The 17801-nt window shown below is 41.8% G+C and carries 14 protein-coding genes; 2 read left to right on the plus strand and 12 right to left on the minus strand.

The features are described 5' to 3' along the window. Window positions 1–60: 60 nt before the first annotated feature. Genes fruA through fruB form a run of 3 tightly spaced genes read right to left on the minus strand, consistent with a single transcriptional unit; the run spans window position 61 to window position 3971 of the window. Window positions 61–1800 (minus strand): PTS fructose transporter subunit IIBC, encoded by a 1740-nt coding sequence (gene fruA, locus C9J47_RS11875; RefSeq protein ID WP_107253724.1) that lies wholly within the window; start codon window positions 1798–1800, stop codon window positions 61–63. A 21-nt stretch (window positions 1801–1821) separates the two neighbouring features. After that, window positions 1822–2850, minus strand: a complete 1029-nt coding sequence (gene pfkB, locus C9J47_RS11880) for a 1-phosphofructokinase (RefSeq protein WP_170107502.1) — start codon at window positions 2848–2850, stop codon at window positions 1822–1824. A 2-nt stretch (window positions 2851–2852) separates the two neighbouring features. Further along, a complete protein-coding gene (fruB, locus tag C9J47_RS11885; protein ID WP_107253726.1) occupies window positions 2853–3971 on the minus strand; it encodes a fused PTS fructose transporter subunit IIA/HPr protein in 1119 nt (372 codons plus the stop codon). A 340-nt stretch (window positions 3972–4311) separates the two neighbouring features. Here fruB and cra point away from each other — a divergent pair, with 340 nt between their 5' ends. Continuing rightward, the gene (cra, locus tag C9J47_RS11890) at window positions 4312–5295 is read left to right on the plus strand and encodes a catabolite repressor/activator (RefSeq protein ID WP_107253727.1); all 984 of its coding nucleotides are present in this window, start codon (window positions 4312–4314) and stop codon (window positions 5293–5295) included. A 103-nt stretch (window positions 5296–5398) separates the two neighbouring features. After that, complete coding sequence (locus tag C9J47_RS11895; RefSeq protein WP_107253728.1) at window positions 5399–5923, plus strand: cytochrome b; 525 nt, start codon at window positions 5399–5401, stop codon at window positions 5921–5923. A gap of 68 nt (window positions 5924–5991) precedes the next feature. Here the strand turns inward: C9J47_RS11895 and C9J47_RS11900 are convergent, their stop codons facing one another. The 9 genes from C9J47_RS11900 to C9J47_RS11940 all read right to left on the minus strand — a co-directional run bounded on the left by C9J47_RS11900 (window position 5992) and on the right by C9J47_RS11940 (window position 17799). Beyond that, a complete protein-coding gene (locus C9J47_RS11900) occupies window positions 5992–7605 on the minus strand; it encodes a dynamin family protein (protein WP_107253729.1) in 1614 nt (537 codons plus the stop codon). Then, window positions 7602–8786: a YcjF family protein gene (locus C9J47_RS11905; RefSeq protein WP_170107503.1), complete on the minus strand. Its 1185-nt coding sequence runs from the start codon at window positions 8784–8786 to the stop codon at window positions 7602–7604. The genes C9J47_RS11900 and C9J47_RS11905 overlap by 4 nt, the downstream gene beginning before the upstream one ends. A gap of 393 nt (window positions 8787–9179) precedes the next feature. Further along, window positions 9180–10319, minus strand: coding sequence for an AI-2E family transporter (locus C9J47_RS11910; RefSeq protein ID WP_107253731.1), 1140 nt, complete (start codon window positions 10317–10319; stop codon window positions 9180–9182). Then, window positions 10312–11028 carry a potassium channel family protein gene (locus tag C9J47_RS11915; protein WP_006232140.1) on the minus strand — a complete coding sequence of 239 codons (717 nt, stop codon included), beginning with the start codon at window positions 11026–11028 and terminating at the stop codon, window positions 10312–10314. Before C9J47_RS11915 ends, C9J47_RS11910 begins: the two co-directional genes overlap by 8 nt. A gap of 47 nt (window positions 11029–11075) precedes the next feature. Next, window positions 11076–11957, minus strand: a complete 882-nt coding sequence (locus C9J47_RS11920; protein ID WP_107253890.1) for an HlyD family secretion protein — start codon at window positions 11955–11957, stop codon at window positions 11076–11078. Window positions 11958–11974: 17 nt separating this feature from the next. Continuing rightward, window positions 11975–12178, minus strand: coding sequence for a DUF1656 domain-containing protein (locus C9J47_RS11925; RefSeq protein WP_086000062.1), 204 nt, complete (start codon window positions 12176–12178; stop codon window positions 11975–11977). 5 nt (window positions 12179–12183) lie between these two features. Further along, window positions 12184–13737 (minus strand): TolC family protein, encoded by a 1554-nt coding sequence (locus C9J47_RS11930; RefSeq protein ID WP_107253891.1) that lies wholly within the window; start codon window positions 13735–13737, stop codon window positions 12184–12186. A 116-nt stretch (window positions 13738–13853) separates the two neighbouring features. Next, window positions 13854–16148: an FUSC family protein gene (locus C9J47_RS11935; RefSeq protein WP_107253732.1), complete on the minus strand. Its 2295-nt coding sequence runs from the start codon at window positions 16146–16148 to the stop codon at window positions 13854–13856. Between the two features lie 355 nt (window positions 16149–16503). Continuing rightward, window positions 16504–17799 (minus strand): amidohydrolase, encoded by a 1296-nt coding sequence (locus C9J47_RS11940; protein WP_107253733.1) that lies wholly within the window; start codon window positions 17797–17799, stop codon window positions 16504–16506. Between the last annotated feature and the right edge of the window lie 2 nt (window positions 17800–17801).

Consider the following 17801-nt stretch of genomic DNA (forward strand, 5'->3'; position numbering starts at 1 on the left):
TACTATTAATGGTTAATAGATTATCTGAGGCTTTTTAAAGTATTACTTACACACTACATTTTATGCTGTTGCTAATTGCTCTTGGTCTGATTTTTTCAAGAGTGCATAGCTAATACCTGTTACCAATGTACCTGCCGCAATCGCCACTAAATACATAAGTGCTGGGCTAATCGCATTTGGAATAAGCAGAACAAACAGACCACCATGTGGTGCCATTAGTTGCGCACCAAATAGCATCGACAATGCACCTGTTAACGCACCGCCTGCCATACAACATGGAATTACACGCATTGGATCGCGCGCTGCGAAAGGAATTGCACCTTCAGAGATAAAGCAAAGACCTAATACAAATGATGCTTTACCCGCTTCTGATTCGCTTGAGTTAAACTTACGTTTCGCAAGGAATGTGGCTAAACCCATACCCATCGCAGGTACCATACCCGCAGCCATTACAGCTGCCATTGGTGCATAAGTTTGTGACGCTAATAGACCCACACCAAATGTATATGCCGCTTTGTTTACCGGACCACCAAGGTCGAAACACATCATACAGCCAAGAATAATACCCAGCAGTACCGCGTTGGCAGAACCCATGTTATTCAAGAATTCAGTTAAGCCTGTCATTGCTGCAGCAACAGGGCCACCAACAACATAAATCATGATTAAACCCGTGATTAAACTCGCAACAAGCGGAATAATCAGTATTGGTTTAAGTGCTTCCATTGATTGTGGTAGCTTCACTTTATCGGCTAAGAACTTCGCGCTGTAACCAGCAAGGAAACCTGCAACAATACCGCCAAGGAAACCAGCCCCCGTTGAACTCGCTAACATACCGCCAATTAAACCAGGTGCTAAACCCGGGCGATCAGCAATAGAGAAAGCAATAAAGCCGGCAAGCACTGGAACCATTAGTGCGAAGGCTGAACCGCCACCAATTGTCATTAATGCCGCTGCTAATGTGCCTTCTTCTTTAAAGGCTTCAATACCAAAAACAAAAGAGAGAGCAATAGATAAACCACCAGCAACAACCAGTGGTAACATGTGCGAAACACCCGTCATAAGGTGTTTATAGGCACCTGTTTTTTCTTGATTCTTAGCGCTAGAAGATGCACTGCCCGCTTCATGCTTGTATACCGATGCACTTGAAAAGGCTTTGTCCATTTCTTGCTTCGTTTTCTTCAGTGCTAAACCTGTGCTTGTTTTATACAGCTTTTTACCATCAAAGCGGGCTAAATCCACTTCGATATCAGCGGCAATGATCACAAGATCAGCAGCTGCAATTTCTTCATCGGTTAATTGGTTTTTAGCACCAACAGACCCACGAGTTTCAACTTTAATATCGTGACCTTGGCGCTGGCCTTCTTGCTCAAGCGCTTCAGCCGCCATGAACGTGTGTGCCACACCAGTAGGACACGCTGTAATAGCAACAATCTTCTTCTTACCAGATGTATTACTAACAGCAGCCTCTGCATTTTTTAGTTCAGGTGCTGACAACACAGCTGCCTTATCAACAGCAAGTTCTAAATAAGCTTTAGGATCAGAGAAACAGGCAGATACTGCTGATTGATAAACTTTTTTACCCGCAAAACGTGATGTGTCAACCGCAGTGCTCGCTGCAATAACAATGTAGTCTGCCGCTTTAATTTGTTCTGTTGTTAGTGATGTAGAAGCTGTAACGGTTGACTGACACTCAATGTCAGCATTCCATTTAAGCTCTGCTGCTGCTTTTTCTAATAAGCCAGCAGCAATTACGCTGTTGGCAATGCCACTAGGGCAAGCTGTTACGATTGCAATCTTCATGTTGATACCCTCATATCCGTGTTAGCACTTCACATTATTAATTGAATTATCCAGTTCGTTTGTACTTGCAAGTACACAACCAGAAATAGTGACTCTTTCTTTCATCGCATTAACCGCGTTAATGTCTTCAACGCCCACGCCGACTTGGCTGACAGCTAAAGCAGAAAGCGCAGTTGCGAAACGAAGAGTTTCTTGTTTCGACCACTTATTGATATGACCCCAGCACATTCCAGCCACCAGCGTGTCACCAGCACCAACGGTACTAACAACCTGCATTTTTGGTGGTTGCGAACGTAACCAGCCTTCATTATTCAGCCACATCACACCATCTGCACCTAAAGAAACCACTACATTAGCGATGCCTTGTTCAGCCAGTTGTTCTGCAACCTCTGTAAAATCGTGTTCTGTTGTTAACTCTCGCCCCGCCCACTGTGCAAGCTCTTCATCATTGGGCTTAACTAACCACGGGTTCTTGCTAAAGCCAGCCACTAATGCCGCTTTGCTGCTATCAAAAAGCACCTTTTTGCCTTCTTGATGTAAACGCGCGATCCAATCGGCACATAATTCAGGTGTAATGCCTGCTGGTAAACTGCCTGCAATTACAAATACGTCGTGTGTTTCTGCTAATTCAAATAACGTCTGTTCAAATCGATTTATATCATCTTGTGATACGGCCACACCCGGGAAATTGATGTCACTGACTTTTCCCGTACTTTCAACAAGTTTTACATTAATGCGGCTAGCACCCTTTACGCGAATAAACTTGTCTGTCGCGCCAATCTCTTCAAATAACTGGCAGAAAGGTTCTTGGTTATCTGCACCTAATAGCCCCGTCACCGTTACATCTGCACCTAATTCAGCCAGCACTTTTGCCACGTTAACGCCTTTGCCTGCAGGATGAAGGCTACCTTTGTTCACAACATTAACGGTGCCAAGGGACAATGAATCTAAGCTGCCAGTTAAATCCAATGCTGGGTTTAACGTAACAGTAACGACTTTAGGCTTAATTACGCCTGTCGCTATAGTTGTAGTTATAGCCGTCGTATCCATCATTATTTACCCTCTCCTAAACCATCTGCAATTGCTTGACCAATCGATTCAAGTGCAAGTTCAGCGTCATCACCTTGAGCGGTAAATTGCAGTTCGTGTCCACATTTCACACCCAGTGCAATCACTTTCATCAAGCTTTTCGCATTCGCAGGTTTGCCCTCACCGTTAAGATTAACCACCTGAATAGCGGAGGTGAATTTCTTCGCGACACTCACTAACATCGCACCAGGGCGAGCATGTAAGCCATGTGAATTGCGAATTTTGAACGATGCTGTAGAGCCTTCTAATGTTTCTTGAGTCAGTAAAGACACCACTTTTTCAGCATCTGCACTTGCCAATTTATCGGCTTGCGCTGTATAGACAAGCTGCGTTATAAAGCCTAAATTTGATACATGTGCGCTGTTACACGCTGCCACCATAATCAAACCTTTAACGGCTTGACCACTCTCTTCAAATGCCACAGCAGGAGTAACAAAAGACAGTGCAGTACGAGACACATCTTGATTGCTTTTTGCTAACCAAATTCCTTGCCCTAAATGCGTAGCACCTGTTGCAATCGCATCTGCCACACAACCATTACCTGCAAACTGGCGATTCTTAATAAGCCCAGCCGCAACTGCTGTTAGTTGAATCAAATCTGTTGCTGGGAATGCCAATTGAACAAGATCTGTATCAAATTCGGCTTCTAATTGCGCTTCGCCATTTAAGATAGAAATGATGCCACTTTCGCTCTCGCAATTTTTTAATTTCTCTTCAACGCCATCAGCTGAAAGCACTTTCGTTAGCTGCTTCAAAATACCAAGGTGCTCATCAGATTTAGCGGCAATACCAATCGCTAAATACACCGTTTTGCCATTGCCCCAGTTAACACCTTGTGGGAAATGATGCACTTTCACGCCAGTCTGCTTCACCAAACTGCGAGTATCTGTTGTACCGTGTGGAATCGCGATACCGTTACCTAAGAATGTGGAATTTTGCGCTTCACGTGCAAGCATGCCATTCACATACCCAGTTTCTACTAGCCCTTGTGTTTCAAGGCTTGCTGCTAATGCTTTAATCGCATCTTCTTTATTGGTAGCGGTTTGCTTTAACTGAATATCGTTCTGAGATAGTGACAACATGAATTCACTCCACTGGATTTCTGTCTTCTATTTGTCTGATTAGTACTAATAACCGAGGTGAAAATCTCTATTCATACCCAGTTAACATACCCATCGACACGTCGTGTAATTATAAGTTGATACTTCAACCTAAAAGCTGAATCGTTTCAGCTTTTGCTGAAATTAAAAGTTTCAGTAAAGCCACTTAACATTTTAGAGCTTTGCTGAAACCTTTCAGCAGACATACTGAATCGTTTCAGCTATGATTGCAATTGTTCTATAAAGGATCATTTGCGATTATATGATCAAGCGCACAAATCTCTTTTTAATCTCTATTATAAGCAAACGATAAGAACTCATCATGACGTTAGATGAAATTGCAAAATTAGCTGGTGTATCTCGCACAACAGCTAGCTATGTTATTAATGGCAAAGCTAGCAAATATCGGATCAGTGAAAAAACACAAGTAAAGGTAATGGCAGTTGTTAATGAGCATAACTTCCGCCCAGATCACGCTGCGACCTCTCTTCGTGCAGGCAGTAGCCGATCGTTTGGTTTAATCATTCCCGATCTAGAAAACAGTAGTTATGCCAAATTAGCGAAATTACTCGAAAGAAATGCGCGTAAAGCAGGCTATCAATTGATCATCTCGTGTTCTGATGATGATCCAGATACAGAAATGAAAGTTGCAGAAACACTATTAAGCCGTCGTATCGATGCGCTGCTTGTTGCCAGTGTCCTGCCTGCTGATAATGATTTTTATCCACGCATTCAAACTGGTGGCGTACCTGTTATTGCACTCGACCGTGCGTTAGACGATGAAATTTTTGCCAGTGTAATAAGTGAAGATTTAGAGGGGGCATTTGAGCTTACTCAGACCCTCCTCAATAAAGGTGTGAATAGCATTGGGTTGGTGGGAGCTGTACCTGAGCTAGGTGTGTCGAAAGAACGTGAGCAAGGTTTTTTAACGGCTATTCGTCGTCATCAACCTGATATCAACATGCACATTGCTTATGGCGATCATTTCAGCCAAGAACAAGGGCAAAAACAGCTGCAACAATGGATTGATTCAGGCCATTTCCCTGACGCAATTCTTGCTACCTCTTATACCTTATTTGAAGGCATTCTTGATTGCTTACTGGCTAATCCCGAATTAATGTCGAAAATTCATTTAGCAACATTTGGTGACAACCGTTTATTGGATTTTTTACCCATTAAAATTCAATCGTTACCCCAACAATTTGAGCTAATTGCAGACAATGCCCTAGAGCTAGCACTCAATGCCGCAGCTGGGCGCTATCGTACCGGAGTTGAAGTTGTACCAAGAAAAATAAAAAGACGATAACGTAAAAATAGGGCTGTGAGTGATGTGAATAAGGAGAATTCAGCCTATATTCACATTAACTCAATTAACGTTACAGCTACGTTCAATATTAAGAAGAAACGTTATGACACGTTTTACTCGTCATCAAATTTGGTTTCACTGGCTTAGCCTACTACTTATTGCCATTACCTATGCAGCCATTGAGCTGAAAGGTATTGTGCCTAAATCAACCCCTTGGCATGACTACCTTAAAATCATTCATTTCAATGTAGGTTGTTTTGTCTTGGTTTTGATGTGTATTCGGCTTTACTTTCAGCGCAATCAGGTAACACCCGAAATTACTCCCCGTCCTCCCCAATGGCAGTTAACCTTGTCGAAGGTTATACACTACATCATGTATGCAGCCTTTATTCTTTTACCCTTATTAGGGTTAATCATGCTTGCTGTCGGGGGTAAGCAATGGGATCTAGTAGGAATACCCATGCCTGCCTTTTCAGTACCAGATAAAGAAACCTCAAAGTCGATTAAGGAAATTCACGAAACTATTGCCGACATTGGATATTTCTTGATTGCATTACATGCAGGGGCTGCTATTTATCATCACTATGTGGTGAAAGACAATACGCTACAGCGGATGCTACCTAAATAGCATTCTCACATCGCCGTTAACAAAAAAGAGAGCCTATTCGTTACGACTAATAGGCTCTCTTCTTACCATCAAGTAGAGTACTTATCTGCATCTCTTAACTGTTTAAACGCCACTTTACTTAAACGAAAAAGACGTTTGGCTTGATTGAGATAATCGGTTTTATCACCCTCAACTCTTCGACGATTAAGCTGCGTATTAACGCCATCTTCATACGCAAACTGTAACAACACCCCTATTTCATCGAGATTAAACGCCGCCTTGTCTTCACTAACGCACACCGGAATAATATGATCAGGCGATAACAATTCTTGGTTATATTCAACGGCGGCTTTAATGGTTTTTGCTTTGGCTGTTGTTGGCTGCTCTAAATTGTAAGGTGGTTGCCACTCTTGCACAGGCTGAAGGCGATCAACTTGATTAACCAATGCCAATATCTGCGGTTTTTTTCGTGATCGGTTTTTCGGTTGTGTATAAAATTCCTCAACAGCTGCTTTGAGATGAGTGTCTAGTGTTCTAGCTGATTGATTGGCTTTGAGTACCCACAAGACAAGATCACTGTTAGCAATTTGATCAACAATCAAAGCTTCTGTTTTAGGATTTCCATCAATACCAGGAAGATCGATCAAATGGATCAGATCGACACCATCGACTTCGCATTTATGAACATGAATACTGTCGGTTGAAGGAATAGCACTGACTTCTGCAACCATACTGCCAACCACGGCATTCACCACCGATGATTTTCCCGCACTTACTTGCCCAATAACAGCAACCCGCAATGGTTCGATATTAGGTTCGACTCGCGCACGATCTTTGGTGACAACGTCACTTTCGGCAAGTTCTGTGTCTCTGGCTTTAAACCTACCACTGTATAAATCGATCGCCACGGAAACCACTTCCTGTAACAACGTCTTCTTCAAGCGATGCTGTACATCGGCGCTCACTTCATCAAAAAGCCGGCCAATAATCTGACTTCTAGCTTCGGCAATCCAGCCTGCTGGGGTAACGGCACGAAATATACGATAAACATCGTACACTTTCTTCGCGGTGTCCATTTTGTCTTTGTGTGCATACCCTTGCTTGATAGTGGTTAGCTTTATTTTTTCTGAAAATGGGATATTTTCTTTAAGGAAGATACGATAACGATGGCTTACCTCTTCTACCATCAATAAAAATTCAGGGGCAGTAAATGCTAAATCGTGAGCGGTGGCATTGGGCGCATATTCGCAGGCAACGCGGGAAGCTAATTCGAAGCCATGTTCACGCAAACTGCCCCACTCATCATCGCTATCTAGTTTCTGCTGAATAGTCGTATTGAGTTTTTTCCACACTTGAAGATCAAATTCAGACCATTCTGCATTAGGTTCGACAGTGGCTTTCTCAAGATCATCGTCAGTTAAACGATCCTGCTGCGATCCGTCTTGGCTTTGCTTAAACTGGTCTTGTTCAAACAGGCTCTGTTTAGTCATCTTTTGTTTAAAGAAAAGAAATGGCAAAAAGATAACTAAACAAAATACGGCTGATAAACCTAAAAATAACAGCCATTGCCCATTTTCAAACAATGACACCGCACCAAAAACAGCCAGAATAATGAAGGGAATGAATATCGCCGTAATCATTAAGGGCACAAAACCATAAGATAAACGGCTCAATAATCGATAACTATTTTTAAGCTGTTTCATCTCTTGCCCTGCTTCAATTCTGATTTCATATCGCTGGTATGCTTACTTTGGCGCTTTTCTAGCGTATCCGTTTTGTGCATTTCAGTTTCAGCGACATTTTTAATACTTTCAAACGCTTGCTCAAAAACGGCTTTCATTTCTTCTTTTGTTACCGATTCATCTTTACTCTTATGGTATAGGTACTTACATGCCGCACGACCAATCGCGTATGTCGATGAAAAGCTCATTGCTGCTGCTGTTGCACTGCCTATCGTTTGACCATAAGCCGGAATGAATTTCACCAACTGCCGAATACCCAACTTCGAAAGATACTGCACCATAAAACCCGTGCCCAACGTGCCTATAAACTCAATGAAATCTTGTTTAGTCCACTCGATGCCGTATTGATTGCCTAAACTGTGCAGCATCTTTCCTTGTATCGCGGGCACCGAGACAAACCCGACAGCAGGTATAGCATCACTTGCACCAGCAGTGCCGGCATACCACAGCACTTCGGTTTTCAATTTATTGAAATTACCTTCTTCACGAGAAATATGTGCTTTGGTATTCGTGAATAAACTTAAAATAGGTAGCATCTCTGCCAAGGTGGTTTTCAGTGTATCAAGCCCAATTACGTCACCTGTTTCAGGTGAGAAATCAGCTTGAATAGACTGCACGATCCCTCCCAAAACATGTTCAATTTGGGTTTGATTGTGCAAGATAGCTTGCTGTTGCTCGGTGTGAGAACCCAGTGAACTAATGGCGGTATGAACAATCAAAAAGTGCTTGATATCGCCAGATTTTTTAATCTGTTTAAGTGCATTCAGTACATCACTTTGTTCAGGCTCTTCTGCTTTTAGCACCACAATTAAGGCATGGCTTCGATCTTTACAGGCTTGAATATCTTCATGAGGATCGTAATCTGCTTCAGATAATCCGCGCGTATCAAGAAAGCACAGTAATGGATTGTCGGCGGGATAATGATAACTATGTGCCGTTTGGGTACAGGGTTTAAAACCATTGCCAATTTCAACGGCCGAATTACCCGTTAAGGCTTGAATTAATGTCGACTTACCCGCGCCCGTTTTACCTAACAACCACAATGTGGGTAAATGCTGCTGCCATTCTGTGAATGCGGGCTCGATATTAGGGTTCACCGACGGATTCATGTAGCTAAATACTTTCTTGAAAAAGCTATTCATTGCCATACGCGATTCTTATTCTCTACTTACGTGATGCATATACCCAAGTTACCTCAAGATGCTCGTTTCAGCGAGAATTTGTTGGGTTCTTATACCATTCTGGATAAGTAAATGGTCAGATAATTGCGTAGAGAAAATGGATAATAACAAGGCAGAAATTGAAGTAACTAGTGGTTCTAATTATAAAATTTCTAACATAGTTATAAGCTATTTTAACCAGCAAGAATGTTCAGATACTTGTCTAGATTGGTATTAGCAAGATGCTGATTTATAAACCCTGTGTGCCTTTACTCGATACCTTTATTCAATACCGTTGCAAAAAAGGCTAAAGCACCATAGATGCTTTAGCCTTTCGTTATATTTACAACTTATGTTTAGTGCAAATGAAGACGGTTAATCTTTTGCTTCAACCAAATCTTCTTGAGCGGCTTCTAATGGCGTTTCATCTTGATCTAACTTCAACCAAGTCACGAATAGTTCATACCAAATAGCCAATACAACCGCCCCAAGGAATAAACCAATAATGCCAGCCGCTAACATACCACCGATAGCACCAATCAAAATGACTGGCATAGGTACATCAACACCACGGCCCATTAGCATTGGTTTTAAGAAGTTATCAGAAATACCAGCAAGCAATACCCAAACTGTGAAAATGGTTGCCGATGTTGTGTCTTGTGTCGAGAACACATAAAAGATAACAGGAGCAACAATAATAAGCGCTGGAAGCTGAGCAATACCCAAGATCAACACGCCGAGTGTAATTAAACCCGCAGCAGGCACACCGAAAACGAACATGCCCGCGCCCACCAACATTGACTGAATAAAGGCAACGCCAACAACACCGAGTAATACACTACGAATTGTAGCTGCTGTCAGTGTTGTCCATTCTTCACCGTGTTTACCCACAACACGAACAGCCACGGTTCCAATTGCCTCAGAACATGCTATAGAGTGCGTCATGAAACCTGCCGCAATCGCTAAGGAAATAATAAACATCACTAGGGATGCTAAACTGCTGCCGACCAAAGATGCCATTGCGCCTACTGCAGTTTTAATTTCAGGCAAAAAGTGCGTGACGGCTTTTTCTAAATTCGTCGAAAACAACGACCACACTTCAAACAACTTATCACCAATAACGGGAATATCAGCAATGCGCTGTGTTGGACCGGGAATTTTAATTTCGCCGCTTTGTACTACGTCAGTTAAGTGTGTTACCGCATCAAAAATAGAGCCTGACACCAAAACAAAAGGAGCAACTAACAGCGTAATACCCAGCAATGCCAGTATTGTTGCCGATAAGCCACGGCGACCGCCTAGCATATTTTGTAATTGTTGAGTTAATGGTAATAATGCAACGGCAATAATTGCACCCCATAGTACTGGGATGACGAACGGTTTTATAATGTCATACGTCCATACAATTAGGATAAACAACAATCCAATTCGAATGGCAGATTCAACCATATTATTGACGAATATTTTACTCTGCTGAGCGTCTATTTGTTGCTTAGCATCTACTTGTTTATCCATTTTGTTTTTCCTGATTACTTTGACTCGAACTCACTAAACTGGCTACGACAATCGCCATATAAAACACGCCAGCAATTGCTTCAAGATATACAACAACTTGTGCAAAAGGTGATAAAGGGCTGATATCGCCATAACCTAATGTGGTTAAGGTGACGAAACTGAAATAAGCCATGCGAGAGAAGTTCTCTACCCATGGGGCGGCAGTCATGCCTGTAAATGCTTCAGGTGAAAATTCCATTACTAGCAGATAGATAATGGTCCACATTAGGCCTAAAAGAAGAAATAACGAGACAGAGCCAACAACTTTGTTGGAATCAACACTGCCAGTGAACAATATTTGTCGTGCAACGGATTTAAACGTTCCAAAGAAGAAACTAAACATTAGCCCCAACATGATTAAATCCATTTGCTGTACACCTAACAAGTTCCGAATAATTGTGGCAACTAACCAGCACCCGGCCAATGTCATCATGAATCGGTACCAATTTTTATCAAACCGCAAACTCACTAAACAGACCAAAAATGTAAGCGCAGTAAAGCCTTCCAATATATATTCAAGTAGACCGAATTTATTCGGTAACACCTCGACGAGTGACGTACTCACTAACAACATAACAAGCGCTACAGTCATATAATAAAAGTTGTTAGCCTCATTTATTTTCTTCTTCGGAACATTGTTGTTCTGATTATTATTTGTCTCTACGGTCATAATTAGCCTCGCAGTTATTATCTGAAATCGGGAATAAATTTTTCACATTATTCTTCTGGTTTGTCTTGCAGCACCATAATGGATGCAGACAAACCAAACCGTAATGCGACACCTTCAGGTAATTCATTAACGGCAATACGAACTGGAATACGCTGTGCTAATCGTATCCACTGAAAAACAGGGTTCACGTTGGGCAGTAAGTTATACCCTACGGTGCCGTCTTTCGGGGCTATCCCCCAGCCTAACGATTCAACAACCGCCTCAATGGGTTTATCGGGATGTGCCATTAGCGTTACTTTGGCTTTGCTACCAATTGCTATTTGTTCTAATTGGTTTTCACGAAAATAGCCAAATACCCAGAAACTATTACTATCGACTAACGCAATCAAAGGCTGGTTGGCAACTGCTTGTGTGCCATTGCGAATATCAATATTGGATACGTAGCCATCAACCGATGCATGCACATTAGTGAACTCCATGTTCAATTTAGCGGCTTTTAATTGTTCTTCTGCTGATTTAATTTGCAGCAGTGACTCTTCATACGTAATTTGTCGACGCACAAGATCTTTATGAGAAACCGCCCCTTTATCTTTAGCGCGAATATCCAGTAAGCGATCGTATTCGATCTTTTTACCGCGCGAGCTTACTTTTGAACGCTCTAGTGATACTTCAGCTTGTGATAAAGAAATCGCATAAGTGCTTGGATCAACCTGAAACAGTAAATCACCTTTACGTACAAATTGGTTATCATTTACCGCCACATTCACAATGGGCCCAGAAACACGGGGGGCGACTTTGATTATATTTGCCCGAACTTGACCGTCGCGCGTCCATGGGTTGTTGAAATACTCTTCATATTTCTGATACCCCAGATAGATTGCGCCTCCTATGATTAGGATATTAAGCGCTATAACAAATAGTTTTTTTATCTTGTTCAAAATCACACCTAAAATCGTAAAAAGAAACTATCAATCGCGACAACATAGAAAACAGAAATCGCAATAAACGTAATTGATGGAAATGCTATTAATCGAGATAGCCGTGTTTTATTTAAAATAGCGACGGTTATCCATGTCGCAATAATGGCAATAATCATCACTAATAAAAAAGGCGAATAGTAAATATCACCGAGTTGTAATTCATGAGGGATCTGCACTATTCCGCCCCCTCATCGCTCGTTGAATCAGTAAAGCCGAGTTCATCTTCAAATAAAGGTTTAGGTTGCTTAACTGGATCGGGCAATAACGGTGGCAACACTTGAGGATTATCTAGCTTATCACCCCAGTCTGTTCTTTCTTTCATTTGCTGAAGTTGCGCATCTTTAATAAACGCTTTACCTGTGTTCGCTTCCCAGCCACCGCCTAATGCTTTGTATAACGCAACAACTTGATTGGCAACATTGCCTTTGATTTGCGCATAGCTATCTTCACTTCGTGTCATCGTTTCTACCGAATTCAGTAAGCGTTCGAATGTAATCTGACCATTTTCGTATTGCGTCATAGAAATATTGTAGGCACGTACTGCCGAGCTAACAGAACTTAAACGAAGGGCTTTTTGCTGTTGGTATAATTCGTAAGATTCCAATGCATTACTGACTTCTTGAACAGCGACTAACACTTTTTTATTGTAGTTAGTTAGGCTTTCTTGAAAACGAGCATCTTCCAAGCGCACATTATTTTTTACCCTACCGTACTGGAAGATATTCCAAGAAAAACTGGGACCAGCAGCGAGCGTGAGTGAATCACTAAAACTAAAGCTACTGCCCGACTGAACGGTACTATTAACACCAATGGAGCCAAACAAAGAGAAACTTGGGTATAACGCTGATTCTGCAACGCCAATTTGAGCACTTTGCGCATGCGCTTGTAACTCTGCGACCTGTAAATCAGGGCGACGAAGTACCAAAGACGCATCAACACTTGTACTCATACCAGGGGCACGAGGTACTAATGAATAATCATCGTAACTCGCGGCTGTGCGTTTTGCGTTAGCTTGGGAATACCCCGTGTTGTACGCCTTAATTCGAGCATCAATAGCATCAGATTGAAGTAAAGGTTCAACCTCGAAAGGCATAACACCTAACAATACCGCCAATGCATTTCGAGCTTGATTCATACCAATTTCTAACGATGGCAGCGCCGCTTGCGTGGCATATAACTGACTTTTTGCCTGCTGAATATCCAGTTCGGTAACATTGCCAGAGTCAAATTGAACCTGAGTAATATTAACAACACGTTCTTGCACTTCAATATTACGCTTTGATAATAAAATACGTTCTTGGAATGTGCGGTAGTTAACGTAGTTACGCGCCACTTCGGCTGAAATAGTCACCGCTATGTCATTATAAGACGCAATTGTCGCGTACATAGCAGCTTCAGCAGATTCAGTACCGCGTGAATATTTACCCCAAATATCCATTTCCCAGCCGGCATCAAAAGACAATGCCGCGTTATTGAACGAATTTTCGTTATTGTAAGCACGCGCTAAATTACCCGATACCGTTTGTACTTGCGGGTAACGGAACGAGTCAGAAATACCCAATACCATTCGTGCTTGCAGAATACGTAGCCCTGCGGATTCAAGATCAAGGTTTTGCTGGCTAGCACGTTCAACCAAGGTGTTTAATGTGGGATCATTAAATTGCATCCACCATTGTTCAATGTTCTTGCCCGCTTGCTCGGTATCATTTTGAGTCCAACTCTCTGGCATTTGTACTGGCTCAATAGCCTTATAATCTGGCCCTACAACGGTACAAGCTGTTAAGCTGCATAACGGCAGTATAGTGATACATGTTTTTAAGTATTGCTTAAACATTGCTCATACCCCTAAAACCTCTTCTGTCGCAAATTCACCCAACTGATATCCTCGTACGCTACTTTGCATTGATTCATTGCTTCAAAAACATTCTTTTTTAAATTAAGAAAAATATATAAACCTGCTATCTCTGTATGAGAATAGTCACTCAAATCCAAGCCATTGAAAAAGCGTTCAAGTTTTTCTTCAGTACTCTCATAATTAATCGCATAAGAATGAAAAATTTCATTCAGCGCTTCTTTTCTACGCCCTCCAGCCAAAGACTGCGCCATTTGTGGCAATACCTGATCGGCGTAGGCTTCTCTTACTTTGTTAACTAATATGTTTGATTGGAATTTTTGGTCAGCCATTACAAATGTATTAAGGTGGTTATTTAATAAATTGCATGCACCTGTAAATTTCGCGAGTGCCTGTGGCGATGTTTGATCAAAATATTTATGGTTAATCTTGCTGCTCCACACCTTCATCTTTTTTACCGTCACATTCATCGTTACGACATGCCAACGGCAACGCAAACGACTAAATAGTGAGGGGTTGTGTATTTGGTGCGAGCGTATTACGCCGTTCACATGCCTGAAAAAACGTTCTCTCATAACAAGAAACAGATGCTCGGGTCTTGATGAAAATGGGAAGTAATAAGAAAAAATAATCATGAATACGACAAGATAAAACAACAACATAATCGTCAGAATGATGCCGAAGTGATATGTCATCGTATTGTCTATTCCTAAAATAAACAGCCCCAATAAAAAGAAAATAGTGATAGGGCCTTTGAACAAATAAAACGCCACAAAAGTATAGATAAAGAGAAAGGCACCCAGCTCTATACCTAACGACAGTTGAGGCAAGATAAAAACATAGGCAGGTACGGCAAACAAGAAACCAAAAGTGAATAACACTAACAACAACACAGGGTGAACCGGTAAATAAGATAATACCGATGCAAAAATTGTGGCAAAGATAACGAAGCTATACCCACCGGGAGGATTAAAATATATCCATAAAATACCGGCTACCCAGTAAGTCACAAAAACCTTAATGGCAGTTTTTGCATTTTCAGCATCCCACAGTAAGAAGCGCCCCGGCGTCTTAGGGAACGTTTCTTGAAAAGAGACTCGTCCTGTAAGTGAATCAATACAACTTGCTGTTACGGCTAAGCGTGAAAGTTTTTCATGCAGGGTATTAATCAAATATCCAAACGTAATAACAGAACCTTTTTCAAGGTGAGTACATTGAGATAGTTTTTGTGTATTAATATCGACCTGTAATGGTTCCCCCACCTCACGCACCGTATCTTTATCATCCCACGCGTTTTGCGATACGGCAAATAAGGCATCTATTCGTGATACGGCATCTTGATAATCATTGATCAAGGAAGGGAGATCGATAGATTGCTCATCTTTGCTCTCTGCAACAAAAATAAGTAGAAGGGTTACTTGTTTGTAGTAATACAGCGCTAAATCCCATTCTTTTTTATACGCAGACAGATCACTGCATTCCGTGCTTATTGTGCTGTACCTTTGCTCTAATGCATTTTGTGCCGCATAAAGCTGTTTAATTACATCTTGCAGGGGGGCTTCTTTAATCTCTTGCTCGTCGGTTGCTTCTCGTTCATCTTCATTTTTTTCGTCTGGATTTTTCTCTTCTGGCTGTTCATCTATGCCTTGAACACCAGATGGCACTGCAATCAAACGGTTAAAAAGTGCTTGTTGTATCTGGCTTAAATCATCGGTTAGCTTATGTAAGTTTTGTTCTGTTTTGGTAGGGAAAACAAACACCCCCACTAAGGTATAAACAATGACGCCAAACGATGTCATGAAAGTACGATCGACACCGTATGTAAATGCACCTGCTGCATCGCCACCGTTCGACATCATCAACACCATCACGCCGGTCAGCATGAACAGTGTCGGGTCTTGTTTGTAAGCATTGCGGATATAAAACACAAAGGAAATAACGATGGATACCGCTAACATATACAGCAAGCGATCTTGCGCGAACAATCCAACCAGCAATAACCCAATGATCGCACCTACGATCGTACCAAGCACACGCAGTGTACCCTTCGCGAGTGATTCACGCCGGCTACCAGTAGATGCAATAAGCATAACGGTTGTTGCCGCCGTTGAGGCTTGAGACCAGCCCATTGCCATTGGAATTAAAAAAGCCAACGTCAGGCTCAGTGCGACTTTCGAGGCGAACTTAAACTTCTCGCTTAAGCAAAAAGGAAGAAGCCAGTTGTTAAATGACAGTATTGCCCTCAAAACATTAGGTTGTTCCAGTTGTTTGGTGCCTTTAACCGACATCCATATTCCTTATCAAAAAAATCACGTTTGGCACACCTCAAGGTTAGGTCAAAACCGGAAATTAGCGTAATTAAATGTTTCAATCTACTGATAAATATGGAATCAGGAAATATTCAGATGTTTTAATCTCGCCAAGAATAGCAAAAACCAAAAAGTTCTAATTGGTTAAAAGGCGAAACATTCAAAGAAGATAAAGTAATATTAAAGAGGCATACTGGTTACGCAGTTAAAAGTGGTTACTTGGGTATATGAATATAAAATATAGTATTTTTTAGATATAAAAAATCCCCAATACATTCATATTGAGGATTTGAGAAATATGTTTTGTCTATATCTAGATAAGAAGACTAATGCTTTATTGCTGTGCTTGTATTTTCTCTATTACAGAGGTGAATAGCTTTACACCTGATAGCATACGGCTTTCATCAATGTCGAAATCACCATTGTGATGCCCTGCTGTTAAATCAGATCCCACTAAACAATACACGGCCTTTCCACCTTTAGATTGCACCCGATCAACCAGATAACCAGCGTCTTCACTTGCACCAAAATCTTTCTGACGTACTACATGAGTAAAGCCGCTGTCGTAGCCAACACTCTCTAAAATATCGACCATTTCAGGATCGTTACGCAAACCGATTGCTTCACCTTGTGCTTGTATCTCTACATGCACGCCATGCATCATTGCTGATGCTTGAGCGATTTGTTCGACCTGCTGATACATGAAACTGTTCAGTTCACGATTCTCACCACGAGTTTCACCTTTTAGCACTGCTCGTGCTGGTATTACATTACGCCCTTCACCTGAAGTAAGCTGACCAATGTTTACACGGGTCATCCCTTCACGGTGACGAGGTATTGCCAGCATTTGAGTGACAGCTGTACAGGCCGCTGCTAGGGCATTACGTCCCACATTAGGCTCGATACCTGCGTGTGCTGGCTTACCTTTAAAATGAAGATCAAACTTAGAGCTACAAAGAAAATGCTGCGGATCGCAGACTAATGTGCCACTTGGCACATTCATACCAATATGCGCAGCTACAAAGTAATCAGCATCGTCTAACCAACCACTTTCTGCTATTGCTTTACCTGCACGACAACCTTCTTCGGCGGGTTGAAAAAGTAATTTGATTTTACCATTCAGTAATTCTATATTTTCAGCAAGCACTTCAGCTAAGCCTAACCCCATAGCCGCATGGGCATCATGACCACAAGCATGAGCGACACCAGGAGATAGCGAAGAAAAACCGAGAAAGCAAGGTCGGTGGGAATCATTCTGGCTTTCCATTACCTCGACAGCATCAATATCGAAACGAAATACATATACAGGCCCTTCCCTGCCAGTATCAAGCAGCGCACCAACACCGGTAATACCCTGCATTTTAGATATGGTATTCTCGTCTGTGCCCCAATTAAGTGCTCGCTGTTGTTCTTTTGCTATCGTAGTTTCATCACGGCCCATGATCGTATCGGACGCAATAATCTGATCAGAAAAAAATAATTCAAACCCTAAGTTTTCTAAATGACCTGCAATACGGCTGGTTGTAAAAAACTCACACCATGCAGCTTCTGGATAGCGATGAAGCTCGCGACGGTAATTCATTAAACGCTGTGACAGCGCCTGCTCATCAAACGTTATTCTTTGTACCACGA

This window comes from Photobacterium indicum (genome assembly GCF_003026215.1).
Lineage (GTDB): Bacteria > Pseudomonadota > Gammaproteobacteria > Enterobacterales > Vibrionaceae > Photobacterium > Photobacterium indicum.